This window comes from Bacteroides sp. AM23-12 (genome assembly GCF_003434395.1).
Lineage (GTDB): Bacteria > Bacteroidota > Bacteroidia > Bacteroidales > Bacteroidaceae > Bacteroides > Bacteroides thetaiotaomicron.
Genome location: NZ_QTLF01000027.1, coordinates 1 through 18,103, shown reverse-complemented (window position 1 = coordinate 18,103; position 18,103 = coordinate 1). Strand labels below are relative to the sequence as shown.

The 18,103-nt window shown below is 46.1% G+C and carries 18 protein-coding genes and 1 pseudogene; 6 read left to right on the top strand and 13 right to left on the bottom strand.

Translation table 11 applies throughout. The features are described from left to right. Positions 1-55: 55 nt before the first annotated feature. Together buk and DW640_RS18070 are read right to left on the bottom strand one after the other, a co-directional pair. The gene (gene buk / locus DW640_RS18075; protein ID WP_008763573.1) at positions 56-1,117 is read right to left on the bottom strand and encodes a butyrate kinase; all 1,062 of its coding nucleotides are present in this window, start codon (positions 1,115-1,117) and stop codon (positions 56-58) included. A 30-nt stretch (positions 1,118-1,147) separates the two neighbouring features. Beyond that, positions 1,148-2,092, bottom strand: a complete 945-nt coding sequence (locus tag DW640_RS18070; protein WP_008763574.1) for a phosphate acyltransferase — start codon at positions 2,090-2,092, stop codon at positions 1,148-1,150. Between the two features lie 179 nt (positions 2,093-2,271). Between DW640_RS18070 and DW640_RS18065 the strand changes: the two genes are divergently transcribed. The 4 genes from DW640_RS18065 to DW640_RS18050 all read left to right on the top strand — a co-directional run bounded on the left by DW640_RS18065 (position 2,272) and on the right by DW640_RS18050 (position 5,520). Further along, positions 2,272-3,078 carry a glycoside hydrolase family 16 protein gene (locus DW640_RS18065; RefSeq protein WP_117578790.1) on the top strand — a complete coding sequence of 269 codons (807 nt, stop codon included), beginning with the start codon at positions 2,272-2,274 and terminating at the stop codon, positions 3,076-3,078. Positions 3,079-3,088: 10 nt separating this feature from the next. Beyond that, positions 3,089-3,997, top strand: a complete 909-nt coding sequence (locus tag DW640_RS18060; RefSeq protein ID WP_008765187.1) for an LD-carboxypeptidase — start codon at positions 3,089-3,091, stop codon at positions 3,995-3,997. Positions 3,998-4,068: 71 nt separating this feature from the next. Further along, positions 4,069-5,064: a M28 family peptidase gene (locus DW640_RS18055; protein WP_011108349.1), complete on the top strand. Its 996-nt coding sequence runs from the start codon at positions 4,069-4,071 to the stop codon at positions 5,062-5,064. A 30-nt stretch (positions 5,065-5,094) separates the two neighbouring features. Further along, positions 5,095-5,520, top strand: coding sequence for a SufE family protein (locus DW640_RS18050; RefSeq protein ID WP_008763578.1), 426 nt, complete (start codon positions 5,095-5,097; stop codon positions 5,518-5,520). A 115-nt stretch (positions 5,521-5,635) separates the two neighbouring features. On the opposite strand, the gene DW640_RS18045 is transcribed toward DW640_RS18050, so the two are convergent. The 7 genes from DW640_RS18045 to DW640_RS18015 form a co-directional block, all read right to left on the bottom strand. Further along, positions 5,636-5,851, bottom strand: coding sequence for a helix-turn-helix transcriptional regulator (locus DW640_RS18045; RefSeq protein ID WP_011108348.1), 216 nt, complete (start codon positions 5,849-5,851; stop codon positions 5,636-5,638). Positions 5,852-5,873: 22 nt separating this feature from the next. Beyond that, complete coding sequence (locus DW640_RS18040; protein WP_072066671.1) at positions 5,874-6,530, bottom strand: DUF2975 domain-containing protein; 657 nt, start codon at positions 6,528-6,530, stop codon at positions 5,874-5,876. A 13-nt stretch (positions 6,531-6,543) separates the two neighbouring features. Then, complete coding sequence (locus DW640_RS18035) at positions 6,544-7,347, bottom strand: CPBP family intramembrane glutamic endopeptidase (RefSeq protein ID WP_117578789.1); 804 nt, start codon at positions 7,345-7,347, stop codon at positions 6,544-6,546. Between the two features lie 364 nt (positions 7,348-7,711). Beyond that, complete coding sequence (locus DW640_RS18030; protein WP_055230028.1) at positions 7,712-8,674, bottom strand: bifunctional riboflavin kinase/FAD synthetase; 963 nt, start codon at positions 8,672-8,674, stop codon at positions 7,712-7,714. A gap of 10 nt (positions 8,675-8,684) precedes the next feature. Further along, positions 8,685-9,308 carry an HAD family phosphatase gene (locus tag DW640_RS18025; RefSeq protein ID WP_008763583.1) on the bottom strand — a complete coding sequence of 208 codons (624 nt, stop codon included), beginning with the start codon at positions 9,306-9,308 and terminating at the stop codon, positions 8,685-8,687. A 7-nt stretch (positions 9,309-9,315) separates the two neighbouring features. Beyond that, the gene (locus DW640_RS18020) at positions 9,316-12,006 is read right to left on the bottom strand and encodes a calcium-translocating P-type ATPase, PMCA-type (RefSeq protein WP_008763584.1); all 2,691 of its coding nucleotides are present in this window, start codon (positions 12,004-12,006) and stop codon (positions 9,316-9,318) included. A gap of 86 nt (positions 12,007-12,092) precedes the next feature. After that, on the bottom strand, positions 12,093-13,268 hold the full coding sequence (locus DW640_RS18015) for a cell wall metabolism sensor histidine kinase WalK (RefSeq protein ID WP_055221792.1): 1,176 nt from the start codon (positions 13,266-13,268) through the stop codon (positions 12,093-12,095). Positions 13,269-13,489: 221 nt separating this feature from the next. On the opposite strand from DW640_RS18015, the gene rd reads away from it, so the two are divergent. Further along, on the top strand, positions 13,490-13,654 hold the full coding sequence (gene rd, locus DW640_RS18010) for a rubredoxin (RefSeq protein ID WP_008763586.1): 165 nt from the start codon (positions 13,490-13,492) through the stop codon (positions 13,652-13,654). A 102-nt stretch (positions 13,655-13,756) separates the two neighbouring features. Here the strand turns inward: rd and DW640_RS18005 are convergent, their stop codons facing one another. Beyond that, positions 13,757-14,239 (bottom strand): HU family DNA-binding protein, encoded by a 483-nt coding sequence (locus DW640_RS18005; protein WP_062695749.1) that lies wholly within the window; start codon positions 14,237-14,239, stop codon positions 13,757-13,759. A gap of 337 nt (positions 14,240-14,576) precedes the next feature. On the opposite strand from DW640_RS18005, the gene DW640_RS18000 reads away from it, so the two are divergent. Further along, entirely contained in the window at positions 14,577-14,963 is a 387-nt protein-coding gene (locus DW640_RS18000) for a hypothetical protein (RefSeq protein WP_048691904.1), read from the top strand. Between the two features lie 96 nt (positions 14,964-15,059). Here DW640_RS18000 and DW640_RS17995 read toward each other — a convergent pair. From DW640_RS17995 to DW640_RS17985, 3 genes and pseudogenes are all read right to left on the bottom strand, one after another. Continuing rightward, positions 15,060-15,669 (bottom strand): annotated as a pseudogene (locus tag DW640_RS17995) (DNA-binding protein). 226 nt (positions 15,670-15,895) lie between these two features. Continuing rightward, positions 15,896-16,798: a BT_3044 domain-containing protein gene (locus tag DW640_RS17990; protein ID WP_117578788.1), complete on the bottom strand. Its 903-nt coding sequence runs from the start codon at positions 16,796-16,798 to the stop codon at positions 15,896-15,898. Between the two features lie 20 nt (positions 16,799-16,818). Further along, a partial coding sequence (locus DW640_RS17985; RefSeq protein WP_147326394.1) for a RagB/SusD family nutrient uptake outer membrane protein occupies positions 16,819-18,103 on the bottom strand: 1,285 nt, incomplete at its 5' end.

Here is an 18,103-nt window from a genome sequence, read left to right as displayed (position 1 = left end):
GATTGCCGTGCGGAGCTAAGAGCCTTACAAGTAAAAATAGGAATGGCTACGTTTGTTATTTATAGATTTGTACAGGAAGTTCCCCTCTTAATGCCCCTAAAGCATTAAATGCTAATGACTCCATTTCCCCTTCACCGGGATAGACATGTATAGGGGCTAAGAAAGAGATTCTTTTCTTCAGTCTTGAAATGATATAGTCCGAATAAGCAATACCTCCTGTCAGCAGAATGGCATCTACTTTCCCGTAGAGTACGGTGGCGGCTCCGCCAATGGCTTTCGCAACATTATATATCATGGCATCCAGTATCAGTTCAGCTTTTTTGTCACCTTCTTCTATGGCTTTGATAATGGCGGGAACATCGGTAGTGCCTAGATGGGCTGTCAGTCCGGCACGTCCGGAGATACGCTTCTTTAATTCATCTTTCGTGAACTGTCCGCTATAACAAATATCGATCAACTGACCGGCAGGAAGGGTGCCAGCCCTTTCCGGCGAGAAAGGCCCTTCGCCGTCTAAAGCATTATTGGCGTCAATGGCTTTGCCATGCTGATGAACGGCTATAGAGATACCGCCACCTAAGTGACAGATTATCAAGTCCAGTTCTTCATATTTCGTTCCCTGCTCTTTTGCGAAGCGGCGGGCGATTGCTTTCTGATTCAAGGCGTGCCAGATGGTGATCTTAGGCATCAGCGGAGAACCCGAAATACGCGCTACATCTTCCAGTTCATCCACCACTCCCGGGTCTGCGATGAAAGCCGGGCAATCAGGAAGGGAAGCGGCCAGTTCGGCTGCAATCAGTCCACCTAAGTTGCAGGCATGGGTACGCATGGCGTGCAAAGTATCTTGCTTCATGGCTTCGTTGACTGCGTAGACTCCTCCCGGAATGGGTTTGACGAGGCCGCCGCGTCCGATGACAGCATCGAATGCAAAGGGTATTCCATTTGCCTCTAATTCCTGAAGAACCAGATTCTTACGAAATTCAAACTGGTCTATCACCTGCGGATAAACGGATAATTCTTCGACCGTATGCTTGATGTTACGGACGAGCAACGGAGTTTCGTTCTCGTAGACTGCTATCTTCGTAGAAGTGGAGCCGGGGTTGATGACCAGAATCTTCATATCTTTGGAGTTATAAGGTTTGAATTATGATTAACGGTTCAGGTTGAGCTTCTCTCTGCATTCGCAGCCGGCCACTTGCAGGCAGGCCATTGCGATGCTGTAATATTTCGATAAGCCGGAATCACTGCGGGAAGGGAGTACTACCGGACAGATAGGTCCTTGCAACAATCCTGCCATATCCGCATTGGCAAACAGGGAGACGGACTTGTAGAACGCATTTCCCGATTCTATATTGGGGAAAATCAGCACATCCGCCTGTCCGTTGATAGGCGAAACAATTCCTTTGATGTCCCCGCTCGCCTGCTCACAGGCAGTGCGTACATCCAGCGGACCGTCGATGATTACATTTCCGAATTCTCCCGCTTCGGCAAGTTCTACGATGTTTACGTAATCCAGCGAATGCGGGAATTTGGCGCTCACTTTTTCGGTGCAGTGTATCAGTGCAACGCGAGGCTGCTCGATACCGAAATGGCGGCAAGTGCAGATGGCATACCAGATCATTTCAATCCGTTGTTGCAGCGTGGGGCGTGGAATCACTGCGGCATCGGAAAAGAACAGCAGTTTATGGTAAGTCGGAATCTCCATCACCGCCAAGTGCGTGAGGATTTTCCCTTTGGGTAGCAGTCCTTTCTCTTTGTCAAGGATGGCGTGCAGCAGATTGTCCGTGTTGATGATACCTTTCATTAAAATATCCGCTCCCCCTTCACGCACGATGCGGACAGCTTCACGTGCCGCTTCGTCCGAATCTTCGATGTGAATGGTCTTCACATAGTCGGGATATTGCTTCAAGGCAGGATATTTTTCCAGAATAGCCGAATCCCCGATCATGAGAAACTCTGCAATTCCTTCTTCCAAAGCACGGGTAATGGCATATTCCGTATTAGGGTCGTTGGCGCAGACTACGGCAATTCGTTTCCTACGATTCTGTTGTTTAAGATGGGCTGTTAGCTGGGCAAAGTTCTGAATAGGTTCCATAACGTTAGATTTTTAGCAAATATCAGAAAAATCATTGAGAAAATAATACTCATAACCCGAAAACTTACGCCTGTTATGTAACATTTTGTTATATTTTAGTTGTTTTAGTGTGTAGATATACACCGAACCGTTTTTTCCTGTATTTTTGCAAATGAATCCTCCTTAAACTTTAAAACAAAATGAAACAGTTCAGAAATCTATTATTTATTAGCACATTACTCCTTTGTTGGGTACTCGTTTCCTGCAAAACGACAAGAGTTTCTTCCTCCGGCTGGTCGCTGGTATGGGAAGAGAATTTTAATCAGAAAAAAAGCTTTGACCCGCAGGTCTGGAGCAAGATTCCGCGAGGGAAGGCCGACTGGAATAATTATATGACGGACTTTGATTCCTGCTTTGCCATGCGCAAGGGCAAGTTGGTGTTAAGAGGCATTGCCAATCAGACACTGCCCAATGATACGGCACCTTATCTGACAGGAGGCGTTTATACCAAAGGCAAAAAGGCATTCCTTGACGGACGCATAGAGATATGCGCCAAGCTGAATGCCGCAAAAGGAGCATGGCCGGCTATCTGGCTGTTGCCCGAAAATGCCAAATGGCCGTCGGGAGGCGAAATAGATGTGATGGAGCGTCTGAATGACGACTCTATCGCTTATCAGACAGTTCATTCTCATTATACGTACACTTTGGGCATCAAGGATCATCCCAAGTCACACTCCACAGGAGTCATCCATCCCGATCGCTATAACGTTTTCGCTGTAGAAATGTATCCGGACAGTCTTTCGTTCTATGTCAACGACATACATACGTTTACTTATCCCCGCATACAGACGCAGAAGGAGGGACAATTCCCGTTCGACCAGCCGTTTTATCTGCTGATCGATATGCAGTTGGGCGGTTCGTGGGTCGGAGCAGTCGATCCCAAAGACCTTCCGGTAGAAATGGAAGTGGACTGGGTGCGTTTTTATCAGCGAAAGTCACTCAAATAGAACATTAAATATGAATATTCAACTTCCTTCTTTTTTACAGAAAGGTGACGAAGTAGTGATTGTGTCACCTTCCAGCAAGATAGACAAAGAGTTTCTGAAACGTGCGAAGAAACGGCTTGAATCATGGGGATTGAAAGTCTCTGTGGGGAAATATGCCGGTGGCTCTTCCGGACGTTATGCCGGAACGGTCCGGCAACGTCTGCAAGACTTGCAGAGTGCGATGGATGATCCCAAGGTGAAAGCTATTCTTTGCAGCAGAGGAGGATACGGGGCCGTGCATCTGGTGGACAAGATTGACTTTACCGCCTTTCGTGAACATCCGAAGTGGTTGCTGGGATTCAGTGACATCACTGCCTTGCATAATTTATTTCAGAAGAATGGATATGCCTCCCTGCATTCGCTGATGGCACGTCATCTGAGCGTGGAGCCGGAAGAAGACCCTTGCGTGGCCTATCTGAAAGATATTCTCTTCGGTAATCTGCCCGTTTATACTTGCGAAAAGCATAAGTTGAACAGGCAAGGTACGGCCGAAGGTATCCTGCGTGGCGGAAATATGGCGGTAGCTTACGGGCTGCGCGGCACTCCTTATGATATTCCTGCCGAAGGAACCATCCTGTTTCTCGAAGATGTCAGTGAACGTCCCCATGCGATTGAGCGCATGATGTACAATCTGAAACTGGGCGGTGTGCTTGAAAAACTGTCCGGACTCATTATCGGTCAATTTACCGAATACGAAGAAGACTGTTCGTTGGGTAAGGAGCTGTATCCCGCTCTGGCCGATTTGGTGAAAGAATATGACTATCCGGTTTGTTTTAATTTTCCGGTAGGTCATGTGACGCATAATTTGCCGCTTATCAATGGCGCGAAAGTGGAATTGACCGTTGGAAAGAAAAATGTGGAGTTAAAGTTTATTTGTTAATAATCCATTCTATCTGAACGATACTGTGGTGAAAATGACTAATTTTGAGGCTTCATATAGATAAAAGGACGATGAAAAAGAAATCTATGATAGTATTGACGAGTGCCTTTGTATTATTATCTGCTTTTTCTTGTGGAGGAGGCGGCAAGGCAACTGGTACGAATGAACAAAGTGAAAAAGTGGTGGTAAATGTACCTCAGTTTGATGCGGACAGTGCCTATTTGTATGTAAAGAATCAGGTAGATTTTGGTCCCCGTGTCCCCAATACGAAGGAGCACGTAGCTTGTGGCAATTATCTGGCCGGAAAGCTGGAGGCTTTCGGTGCGAAGGTAACGAATCAGTATGCCGATCTGATTGCCTATGACGGCACACTGTTGAAGGCGCGGAACATCATCGGCTCTTACAAGCCGGAAAGTAAGAAGAGAATAGCGTTGTTTGCACATTGGGATACCCGTCCGTGGGCGGATAATGATGCTGACGAAAAGAATCACCATACCCCTATTCTGGGAGCCAACGACGGAGCAAGCGGAGTGGGAGCTTTGCTGGAAATCGCCCGGTTGGTCAATCAGCAACAGCCGGAACTGGGCATTGATATCATCTTTCTGGATGCGGAAGACTACGGAACTCCTCAATTCTACGAGGGAAAGCACAAGGAAGAGGCTTGGTGTCTCGGCTCGCAGTATTGGTCACGCAATCCTCATGTGCAAGGGTATAATGCCCGTTTTGGTATCTTGCTCGATATGGTGGGTGGTGAGAACAGCGTATTTCTGAAAGAAGGATATTCCGAAGAGTTTGCTCCGGATATCAACAAGAAAGTATGGAAAGCGGCTAAAAAAGCAGGTTATGGGAAAACCTTCATCGATGAGAGAGGCGATACCATCACCGACGACCATCTGTTTATTAACCGTCTGGCTCGTATCAAGACAATCGATATTATTCCCAATGATCCGGAAACAGGCTTCCCTCCGACTTGGCATACCATTCATGATAATATGGACCATATCGACAAGAATACGCTGAAAGCCGTCGGACAGACAGTGCTGGAAGTGATTTATAATGAAAAGTAAATAGTTAATTAGTAAACCGTAAATAACTTCATGTCAATTAATGAATTACAAGACGAAGTGATTGCTGAATTCAGCGACTTCGATGACTGGATGGACCGCTACCAGCTGCTCATTGACTTAGGTAATGAACAGGAACCGCTCGATGAAAAGTATAAGACCGAACAGAATCTGATCGAAGGCTGTCAGAGCCGTGTATGGCTTCAGGCGGACGATGTGGATGGAAAAATCGTGTTTAATGCGGAAAGTGACGCTTTGATTGTGAAAGGAATCATTGCTTTATTGATCAAAGTCCTTTCGGGACATACGCCCGATGAAATACTGAATGCTGATCTTTATTTTATTGATAAGATAGGTTTGAGAGATCATTTGTCTCCTACCCGTAGCAATGGGTTGCTGTCGATGGTAAAGCAGATACGTATGTATGCGCTGGCATTTAAGGCAAAAGAAGGGAAATAAAAGATAATAAATTTAGGCACGGATTACGCGGATTACACGGTTTCTGCCAGATGCATCTCTTAAAACCGTGTAATCCGCGTAATCCGTGCCTAGAAAAATATAAGCTTTCCCTTGTTTAATCGCAAATTTCCTCCTGATATTCCAGTATATCTGCCGGCTGGCAGTCCAGTACTTTGCAGATAGCCTCCAGCGTAGAGAAACGGATTGCCTTAGCTTTTCCGGTTTTTAATATAGAAAGGTTGGCGGGGGTGATATCTATCTTCTCCGCCAGTTCGCCCAGAGATATTTTTCTGCGCGCCATCATGATGTCAAGGTTTACTATAATTGCCATAATTTTATTTTCTCGGTTTGAGTTAAATGGTGAGCTCCTGTTCTTCTTTCATTTTCAGCCCGATAGCGAATGTTTCGGCTACAATCAGGCAGCCGAGTCCCAATAATAAATCAGTCGTCTGTAGCGCCAGGGGAGCGATGATATAATGTTCAAGCGCGAATACTTCTTTCAGTCCCCAGTAGTTGACGACCTGCGGAATCAGGTAAAACACGAAGGACATAATCAGCAGACTACCCAGCCAGCGCAGGCGGCGGACATTCTTCCATTCGAATATCTGCGATTTGTTGATGCTCAAAATCAGCATGACAAAGATAATAAGTGCGGAGATGGTGAGCAGTGCATTCATGAGCGAACAGGAACTGCTGATAATCAGATAACTGTAGTTCACCTCTTTTCCGGTGCGTACCGCCATTTGCGTATACATGACGGGCACTTTCTCATTGTTACGGGCATTGATGATCGTATCCGGTTGGATCATGGCGATCGTAGGTACGACATCCACAAAACGGAAATCGCCTGCAAGCATAGGTCTGTCACATGCTTTCGATTCCTTGTGCTGTTCTTTGGCCAGACTCATTCCGGCTTTCATGCCTGTTCCGAACTGGTATCCTGTGGTATACAGAGAAAGTCCCAGAACTATGAATACCAATATGCTGAGAATATTCAAACGTTTTTTCATCGCTGTTATTTTTTTAGTCCGTGATATTTGTTTCTTCTTTCCAGGGATAGCGGACGGTCGTACGACGCATCGCCCAGATAACTCCTGCCAGTATCAAAACTGCTACAAAAATAGTAATTAGATAGGAGCTAGTGTTCATCAGATCGCTCATATTTTCTGCTTCCGGATATTTTGTACTGAGAAATACGGATAACGAATTATTCAGTATATGCATCAGTATGCAGGGGATGAGGCTGGCAGTCTTGTAATACGTCCATGCAAACAGGATACCGATCAGGAATGCTGGAAGTATCTGGGCAGGATTGATATGGAAAACACCGAATAAAAGGGCTGAAAGCAGAATTGCCTTTGTCGGGCTGTACTGCTGTAGCAATGCTTTGGTGATGGCTCCACGAAATAGCAGTTCTTCGAGTACGGGACCTATGACGGCTATGGCGAGAATGCCTCCCCAGCCGGACTGGAGGATATCGAAGGATTGTTCCATGATGTTGGGAATCCATTTCATTAGTTCCGCCAATGCGGATACGACGAAGCCACAGGTGAGGACAGCCAATGCGCTGAAGAACAGATACGGGGATGAAACGGGCGACCAGGTTATTTTCTTTGTGCTGATGTATCCGGCTTTCCATAAATAGATACCCATCATCAGCTGACCGGCCAGTTGCGCCGGAATCATAAGCATGGTGATAAGTGCGTCTTTGTCTAAGTTTCCGGTAGTGGCTACCAGATAAATCACACAGGGAATCATGACTAAAATGGGAGCAATGATCTGTGCGATGAGCAGATTCAGTAATATCAGTTTAATAGCAGTTCTCATATTCGTTTTATTCTTAGTATTCTTGGATAGGATACAAAGATAATCGTTTGTTATTTACTGGCAATGAAGCTGCACAGAAACATGGCTATCATTGAGATGGATACTACCAGCATCGATATACTCATTAATGACTTTTTCATAAAGTGTTATTTTTTAATAGATGATTAAATAGGAAATGTTTGTTTATCGATGATTATTTATCGTTTATCGATATGCAAATGTAGAGGTAAGTTTTGAGTTGGCAAAGGAAAAAGAGATTTTATTTATCGAAAAACAATAAAAAAGATATGTTTTTCGATATTATCGGACTCGTTTCAGCCGAAAAGAGGCTTATTAATGTGGTCAATTTAGAGAAAAAGGGGGATCATTTCTCCTGTTTGGCGGCGAGGAGAATGGCTTCAGTTTCTTCCGCATCCTTGTGAAGCTGTGCGATTAGTTCGTCGATACTATCGTATTTTAGTTCGGGGCGTGTCCGCTTCACGAAAGTAAGCCGGATAAATTTGTCGTAAATGTCGGAGTGGAAGTGAAGGATATTCACTTCGATTGTGCGGTTGGGACCATTTCCGATGGTAGGGCGGACGCCTATATTCAGCATTCCCATATAGGTCTTTCCGTCGAATGTGACCCATACGGCATAGACTCCGTCTGCGGGAATCAGTTTGTCGGGATCATCCACGCTTAAATTGGCAGTCGGAAAACCGATCTTCCGGCCTACCTGATAGCCGCCTACTACCGTTCCGTCCAGAAAGTATTCATAGCCCAGACAGCGGGCAGCTACGTCTACATCTCCCTGATGCAGCAACTTGCGGATTAAAGAAGAACTGACCGGAGCACTTTGGATGGTATCTATCTGTATATCATCTGTGTAAGCCTGTGCACGGATGACCTCAATGCCGATTGCCTGCCCGTAGCGTACATAATCGTCAAACCCTTCGCTGCGGTTGTGACCGAAACGGTGATCGTATCCTATCACCAGATACTTTACCTGAAAACGTTCTTTCAGTATTTGAGTCATGAATTCTTTGGCGGTCAGACGGGAGATGTCGGGCGTAAAATCAAGCATCAGGCAATAATCTACTCCCGTGCCTGCGAGCAGGTTTGTTTTTTCTTCGGGAGTAGTTAAAAGTTCCGGATGGTAAGCGGCGTTCATCACTTTGCGCGGATGAACGGGGAATGTGACCAATGCAGAACGCAGACCTTTGGCTGCCGCTATCTCCTTCACCTGTTGAATCAGATAGCGATGTCCCATGTGTACTCCGTCAAAGAAACCGATGGTAGCTACGCATGGTTCGGGAATCATAGCCGATGTGTCATTTATAATCTGCATACTTACATTCTCATTTTTTTCTGAAAAGATGGCTCCAGTCTTCACCGGCTTTCGGTGTGTAGGTCGAGATACCCAGTTCCTGAGCTACTTTACAGTTAATTTCGGAATCGTCAATAAAAAAAGTCTCTTTCGGGTCAATACCCGCATCTTCGGTCACCGCCTTGAATATTTCCGGTTCGGGCTTGGCCATTTTCATTTCATAAGAGAGATACGTCTTCTCAAAATAGTCCTCTACTTTGAACGTACGGTAGGGGAAGGCATTCTTGCATACCCATTTCCAGTGGATGTCATTGGTGTTGCTGAGCAGATAGACTACGTATTTCTCGCGTAGTTTGAGCAGCAAGTCGAGCTTGTAGGTCGGGATGTCTACCAGAAAGCTGTTCCAGGCTGCGTCGATCTGCTTGTCGCTTACCATCTTTCCCATCATCTCCCGAATGCCGTCACGGAATTCGGCAGGAGTGATCAGTCCTTTCTCCTGCTGCAAGAAGATTCCGTCCAGCTGGTGGGTGCAGAACTTTTCTTCTATGTTCTGGAACCCGATCTTTTTAAAGTTCTCAATACAACGTTCGCGGTCGAGATTTATCAGTACACCGCCTAAATCAATAAGTAAGTTTTTAATTCCTTTACTTTTCATTATTTTCTCATTTGTGAATACTACGTTGAACAAGGCGAATAAGTTCTCCAACCCATAACACCGTGGACGAAACGCCTATAATCAGAAGCCACGTCTGCCAGTCGAGCGGCTCTGTGCGGAATACAGCTCCACCGAACTGTACGATCAGAAATTGTCCGACCAGAATGGCCAGAACAATCAACTCCATGCCATACGATTTGGAAAGTCCCTTGAATGCCGAGTCGGTAGTGCCGAATACGCGGGCATTGAACAGGTTCCAGAATTGCAGCATGACAAAGAAAGTGAAGAAAATGGTGAGGTTATGTACATCCATACCTTGCGCACTGTGGTCGAAATAATAAATCATTCCGAGCAATACGGCGAGGAAGATCGTACCTACACCTAATATATTGTTACGCATCGCTTTGCTGATGATAAAGTCAGTGCTGCGGCGCGGTTTTTCCTGCATGACGGTTTCGCTGGGAGGGATGGAAGCGAGGGCCAGAGCGGCAAAAGTATCCATAATCAGGTTCACCCACAGCATTTGTGTCACTGTCAGCGGAAGTTCTGTTCCGATCATCGATCCCAATAACACGATCAGCAAGGCTACAAAGTTGATCGTCAGCTGGAATACGATGAAACGCTGAATATTCTTATAAAGAGAACGTCCCCACATGACAGCGGTACCGATGCTGTTGAACGAGTCGTCGAGCAGTGTGATGTCACTGGCTTCTTTGGCTACGGACGTACCTGTACCCATTGACAGACCGACTTGGGCATGATTCAGGGCAGGCGCATCGTTCGTACCGTCTCCGGTTACGGCGACTACGGCTCCTTTTTGTTGAAGCAACTGCACAAGACGTTGTTTGTCCGTCGGGCGGGCGCGGGACATGATTTTGAGGTCCATCACACGGTCCAGCGCTTCTTCGTCACTCAGTTCGGCAAAGGCAACACCGGTGATACGATTCCGGTCGGTATCTGTTTCCGGTTGCCACAGTCCGATCTGACGGGCAATTTCTGTGGCAGTTCCCGGTGTGTCACCGGTAACGATCTTGATACCGATACCAGCCGACTGGCATTTGGCCACAGCGGCGGGTACATCCGGACGAATCGGGTCTGAGATGGCTACGACTCCTAAGAAATTAAGGTCGTTGGCAGATACCAGTTCCGTGCAGTCATTCGGTTCGTTTTCTCCTACTATTTTGAAGGCAAAGCCGAGTGTGCGCATTGCCATATTCTGATAATTCAGCAACTGGGCTTCTACTGTCGAACGATATTCGACGGCATCTACCCGTCGGCCGTCCAGCACGACTTCCTTACATTTGCCGAGCACGATTTCGGGTGCTCCTTTTATATAAAGTACTTTCTTTCCGATGATCGGAGACTCGACGAGAGTCGCCATAAATTTACGTTCGGTCGAGAAGGTGAGCTGGTCGAGGATGCGGGCGTGTTCACGGAGTTCGAGATAATTTCTTCCCTGACTGTTGAGCCATAATAACAGGGCGACTTCAGTAGGGTTACCGACACCTTTCGGCTTTTCGCCCGTTGCCGCTTCTTCGAGGAAAGCGGTTGAGTTGGCGCTGATTCCTTCTGCGACGAGAGCGCTGATGTCATCATCGCCCAGGTTGCCGCCATTCTTGATTCCGTAGAAATTGGGTTCGTGTACCTGCATCAGGTTTTGAGTCAGTGTACCCGTTTTGTCCGTACAGATCACGGTGATAGCTCCCATCGTCTCGCAGGCGTGCATTTTCCGTACCAGATTGTTGGTCGAGAGCATACGGCGCATATTCAGGGCCAGGCTGAGCGTTACGCTCATGGGCAATCCTTCGGGGACGGCTACTACAATCAAAGTAACGGCCATCATGAAATATTTGAGGGTCCGTTCGAAAACCGGAAGCCACTCGTGCCAGCCGTTCAGTGAACTGAAATCAAAGTACAACAGTACATCTTTTACAAAGAAGATAAGGAAGGCAAGTCCGGCAACGGTAAAACCGATTTTACCGATCAGGTTCGCGAGCTTGGTCAACTGTATATTCAGAGGGGTCGGTTCCAGATTTTCTTCGGTGCTCTGGCGTGCTACCTTGCCGATTTCTGTGGCATCTCCCACGTGCAGTACGCGCATGGTACCGTGCCCGTCCACCACTGTCGTTCCGCGCATCACTAAGTTGGAGGCATAGGTTGCTTCTTCGTCAAAGTCCGCTTCGATCACAGTCTTGTTGATTACCGGTTCTCCGGTCAGGTTGGATTCGTTCACTTGCAGGGAGATCGCTTCCAGCAGCTGGCCGTCGGCAGGAATCTCTTCGCCTGTTTCCAATATGATAATATCGTCTACAACGACGTCTTTACGTGGGATTTCCTGTACGTGTCCGTTGCGAATCACTTTTACGAGTGTTTCTTCATTGACGGCGTTCAGTAAGTCGAATTTTTTATTGGCATCATATTCGAAAAAGAAGCCGATGCCTGTGGCCAACAAGATGGCCGCTATGATTCCGATAGTTTCGGCATATTCATTTTCGATGATGGAAATGATCAGTGAAAATACGGCGGCTACCAACAATACCCGCACAACCGGATCTTCAAACTTTTCGAGATAGAGCTTCCATAAGGAAGGACGCTTGGGGGGTGTTAACAGATTGACACCGTTCTTTTCTCTGCTTTGTAGGACTTCGTCATCCGTAAGGCCTACATGATAATAATCGTCTTTTTTTGTAGTACTCATGCAAATACATGCGTTTGATTAGGACCGCAAAAATACAACATAAAATTGTGATAAAATGTTTAATTAAAACTTTTTATGAAGTTACTTTATTCGGGACGTCCGCAAGTACGATAGGGAATCGTAAACCAGAACGTTGATCCCTTGCCTTCTACGGAGTCTGCGCCGATTTGCCCCTCCAATTTGTTTACGATGGTTTTAGAGATGGAAAGTCCCAGCCCCGTTCCTTTCTTGTCTTTGTTCAGCTTTACGAAGCGGCCGAAAACTTCCGGTAGTTTGTCGGCAGGGATTCCGGCTCCGGTGTCGGTGACATAAAAATAAAGTTCGGTATCTCTTGCCTCATAACCGATGCTGATCGTTCCCTCCTGCGTGAATTTAATGGCGTTGGTGGTAAAATTGGAGAGCACCTGCGCGACACGGTTCCGGTCGGTCTCTATGCTACAGGAGGGAAGGCTTGGTTCTGCAATTATTTGAATATTTCCTCCTGCATCGTTGACTTTCATTTGGAAAAGCTGTCGCAGGTCGGATAGTAACAGGTTGATATCTACCTTTGTATATACAAATTCCAGTGTGCCGGCTTCTATTTTCGACATATCCAGAATATCGTTTACCAGTTGCAGCAGCAGATCGGCATTCATTTTTATGATTTCCTGATATTGTGCCTTTTCTTCTTCCGTATTGGCGCTGGCAAGTATTTCTGCAAATCCCGTGATGGCGTTGAGAGGCGTGCGGATTTCGTGACTCATATTGGCGAGGAAGGTAGACTTCGAAAGGTCGGCATTTTCTGCTTTCTCCTTGGCAAGTGTCAGTTGCTTTTCTGCTTGTTTGAGTTGGGTGATATCGTGCACGGTGAGTACCATATTCTCTTCTTCGTTAAGGAGAAAATAGGAACCGGATATTACGGCGTCACATTCTACGGATTTCTTTTCGGAAGTAAGCACATTCAGAGTTGCATTAAGGTCTGTGAAGCCTCTTCTTTGTTCGAAAGCCTGACGGATGGCGCAACGTATGGGACAGGAACCGCAGTAAGCATGAGTACCGCAGCCTCCTTCCGCCGATAATGCGTTGCGGCATTGCAATAAGTCGCCCACTCTCTTTTCTTCCAGACCTTTCTGAGTTCCGGTGAGTTGATAGTAGTTTGTTTTTAATACTTTGAAGTCGTTATCTATTAATAAGATATAGGCATGGACATTTTTCAGAATGGCGCTGGCGATGTGGTTGGTATGTTCCAGCTTTCTGGATTCCCGGAATAGTCGTTTTTGCATCCGAAGACATTTTCTCCGTTCCCATAGATAGCTGAGCAGGAGGATTGCACATATAATTAGCAGGATAGGTAGCAATGCTATTAGCATGATGTAACTTGTTGGTTTTGTTCTACAAATATGTTGCAAAGATAACTTTTTTACTCGGGATAAGAAATAAGTTCGAACAATTTGCATTTTATTTGCGTTATATTATTTAGTAAACCAATAAAAAAACGAACGTTATGAAAAAGTACATTTGCACAGTCTGTGAATACATTTACGACCCCGCACAAGGAGATCCCGAGAGCGGAATTGAACCGGGAACAGCATTTGAAGACATTCCGGATGATTGGACTTGTCCACTTTGCGGAGTCGGAAAAGAGGACTTTGAACCGTACGAAGGATAAAAAATTAAGAGAGAGAAGAGATTATTAAAAAAATGACCGGAAAGCAGTGCTTCCGGTCATTTTTGCGTTTCAGCTCATGCAGAGCTTTTTTTGTTCCTGTTTTTATACTGTCGGGTCAGGTGCTTCCTCATCGCCGCCGTCACCGCCGCCGTCGGGGTTGGGAGGAGTAGGAGTGTTTCCGTTGTCAACGATCTCGCTGCCGGTTACCAGTTTTTGAATACTTGCCTTTTTCAGCATATCCTTAAACTTGTATCCCGGAGTAAATACGATCTTCACCCGACGAATCGTGTCGGAATCCACTGCCGCTTCTGTCTCCTGGCTTTCGCTGCTGATGCCGGGACGGAATTGACCGAAATCACCCAGTTGTACGGAAATACCTTTGTTTAAGTTTATATTCAGCGTATCGATCAGTGCATCGAGTACAAACTTGACCGCTCCGCTGGGAACCATTCCCACTTTAGAAATCTCATCACACAAATCCTTGAAATTAACCGTATTGGTAATAAAATTCTGTGCTACATACTTTTCGGTTTTCTCTTTACCGAAACCAATCATTCTTTTTTTAACGACATACCTAAGTGCCATAATCTTTTTTGTTTTTTAATAGTTAGTAAATCTGTTTCTTTTGTTTTGTGATCACGATGCAAATGTATGTGTTTCCAAATGAACTGCCAAGCAAAAAACTCAAAGTGCGTTAATAAGTTTCTTCAACTAAAGAAATGGTCAGATGTTTTTTTTGTTGTTCTCCTTTCATCTTTTTCCGATTGAAGATTGTCCTTTTCATATCATATCCATACCTTTGTAGATTCAAGAACCCAACGTGGCTCCGGTGGCTCAGGAGCCGGGATGTCCGGAGAACGACCGGCTAGGCGATGGAAAGGGAATGAAGAATATGAATAAAGAATTAACGGATGTAGTATAAATGATGACTTCCTGTTTATTAAGAATACACAGTTTACGCTTTTTCGACGGAGGCTTGCATGAGGTTCCTGTGGAAGAAGTGATGACGGTTGCGCTTATTGCGATATTCATCTTTGTTCCGTGCCTGTGGCTTGTCCGGTATTTAAAAGATAAGAGGCTGGACTCAGACGAGAAAGACAAGTTTATACAAATACATATTATCTCGACCATTGTCCTGACTATTGCGGGCGGTGTTTTTGCACGGATGTTCGGACTTGTCAATAAATGGATAGACGAACAGCCGTTGATTATTGCTGTTTACATCGCTTTGGCGCTTAGTTCCCTCGGCATCATTGTCGGAAAAATGATCGACTTTTGGGTGTATTGTCTCCGAAAGAAGATGTTTTAAGTATCTGTATATAGATGCCTGCAGCCTCTGCCCGAAGAAGGTTGGAAACAGGCTTATTCATCTAATGAGTTCAATTAGGGACATACGCTATATGCTTCAAATCATTTTCTTCGCATAAACCACCTGTTTTCCTGCTCCGTAGCGCATCAGTATCCCTTTTTCGATAAAAGCGTTCAGCTCTTTTAGTGCACGTTTTTTGTCGTGACCGGTCAGATGGCAATAATCAGTGCGAGTCATGCAAGGATATTTTTCAAGGTGGGCGGTTATTAGTGCCAGACATTCCGCTTCGCTACGTCCGTTACCTTTGGGCCGGGTGAGGGATTCGGTACGTTCCAATCTCATGTCATACCCTACTTCCCGCTTGAATTGTTTGGTCGGTAGATAGTTGATGTTTTTTAGTTTGATTGATTGTGCACGCACATCTTTCTTGTGCATTACGGGTGGTCCTTGCAGCGATACGGAGAAATAGCCGATCTCGCCTAATTCTACAATCCAGCCGTTAGCCAGTAAATCTTTTAACTCATTTTGAAAAGACTGCATTGCTCCTGCCAGCAAAACTACGGCTGATTCCTGTAAATTTGTGTACGCGGTCTAGAAATTCGTCCTGACCGATAGTCCCTTTGGGAACAATGCGGGGATGAAGGGGTTGTTTTTCTCCTGTCTGCTTGATATCGGGAGTCTCGTAAAGGTCATACTGTGCGCTCATAACTTAAGTTATTTTGTTGTGTTATTAATGTTTCCGTTCCTATAAACTAAGGAATCCGGCTTAAATATTAATTCGTTCTACTACAGTTCCCCGTGCGGACCACTAGAGTGGGACACAAGGGGAACTATAGTTCTTCTTTCGTGCCACTATAGTGGTACGAAAGAAGATTTGCATACAAAGTTATTAATATTAAAGAGAAAAGGGTTAACCTTACGAGGTTTTTGCGTTAATTATTTATTTCCAGCCGCAATTCCTCTTGCATCACCTTGCTTTTCCCATCCTTTGTGTATCGGTACGACAGCAGAAATACATTATAAGTATGACCGAAAGATTCCTCTACCTTGAATGTATTGGGGTATTTGGAGTCACCGTCTATCTGAGTTATCTCAATATCCTTGTACGGCTTTATCGTGACATGATTGTTTTCCTCCACTTGCAGTATGATAGCGGTTTTGTTGATGTGATCCACATTGCTTTCAAAAGACTCCGTTCCGGCTATCACGCGTACGCTGTTGTGGGTGAGTGGAAACATCTTCTTGTTACCTGCGGTTGCCATCCCGTCTGCCAGACCGGTCATTGAATAGTAAACGTTTTCGCCCTGCGTTGCATAATCGTTCTTGATGAGTATCTGATATAGAATGGTGTTTTTGCTTTCATTAATCTCGACGCCCGAGATATCCGTAGCTTTTAATCCTACGAAGTAGGTAGAATCCGGCGACAGTCCTTCGGGACGTATCCTGATCATGGTTCTGCCTGTCCGTTCGCCTGCATTGATCTGAATTTTGTAGTCTACGATCTCATATTTGTCATTGGACAGGAATTTGGCATAGCAGGCTTCATCGACGTCGTAAAGAGACCGGTTGTAGAATTCCAGTGAAGTCAGGTCTTCTTCCAGCCCGATCACCATGTCTTGTTTCGGGGCATGGGTACCTCCGGTGCAGGCTGCGATATATCCTGTCGCCTCTTCTCCGGTAGGAGACAAGGTGACTACTTCTTCAAACGTGTTATAGTAGTCACTGCTGATCAGGGCCACTACATTCTTGTACATTTCCTTTTCAAACAGCGCATCGTCATTGCATGACGAAAGCGCCATCATAAGTGCGAGTATCGTTATAAAATCTCGTTTCATTTTCTTTTTTGTTATTTAGATTAATAACCCGGATTCTGGTCGAGGGAAGGCAGTCTTCTCATTTCGTTGCGTGGTATGGGCACCCAGACAGACCTTTTGTCAACCACCCTCGTCAGGAATGAGGAAGAACTAGGGATGACACGCTGGTAGTAGGTCTCTTTGGTTGCACCGTCGGGATTCATTCCACGGATAGGTTCCTGCTCTGTCTCTTCATAAATACCCCAGCGGCGGACATCATAGAAACGTCTGTTTTCCCATAAAAACTCTACCATACGTTCGCGTTCTATCTGTTTCTGTACTTCCGGCGTACTGTTGAGTTGATTGGCTGTCAGCCCCGGCAGTCCGGCCCTGTAGCGGACTTGATTGAATGCTTTTTTAATTTCCTCTTTATCTCTGCTCATGGTATAAGGCTGACCGTCCAGTTCTACGGTGTGGGGGCCGGTCAGGTTGTTGAGTGCCTCCGCATACGATAGCAGGATTTCCGCATAGCGGATGATGGGATAGGCTTTCTGGATATGGCGGGCTCCGGTGCCGGTCCAGGCATCCATCGGATTATTGTACTTTTTGATTACGTATCCGGTGATGGGATAGTTGGGCGAAGTGGCTGTAACACCGCCACGACCGTCTTCATCCTGATAGTAGTACTTGGCTGTGTGGTTGTTGAGAGTCGAACTGGACAATGCCTGCCATACTGCCTCATTGAATCCTATAGATGCGTAGAACCGCATTTCACGATTGGCGTACATCTTATATACACCGGCGTTGAGGGGATAGCCGGAAAAGTTACGCGGTTCGGAAGTGAAGCCTGTCTCCGAGTAATATCCGTCGGCGGCGGCTTCTTCTTTCGTACGGCCGTCGTCCATCAGATAGGCGTCTACCACTTTCTGAGTGACGCAGAAACGTCCCCATCCACCCATCGAGGGAGGGAAAGAACCTTTGCTGATGGTTTCGTTGAGGTACGTCGTGTTTCTTCCCCAGATCAATTCCGGGTTGATGGACGCTACGGCTTCGCCGGTAAAGATGTCCGAATAAGATTTGAAAGGGTCTATTCCGTCGGCTCCGTTCGGGTAGGCGTCATAGAAATTGGGGTCGGAAGTGACTCCGGCGGGAAGCTCCGGCGTGTTGTCGTCTTTTGCATACGTATAGAGCTTGTACGCTCCCATATCCATCACCCGTTTTGCGGCGGCAGCAGCTACTGCCCACCGGCTTTCGTCATATTGTTGGGAGACATAATGCACACCGTCGGTCTTGCGTTTCCAGTTGCCGAAATAGGAGCTGGCAACAGGCCCGCCGTTGAATAGCGGG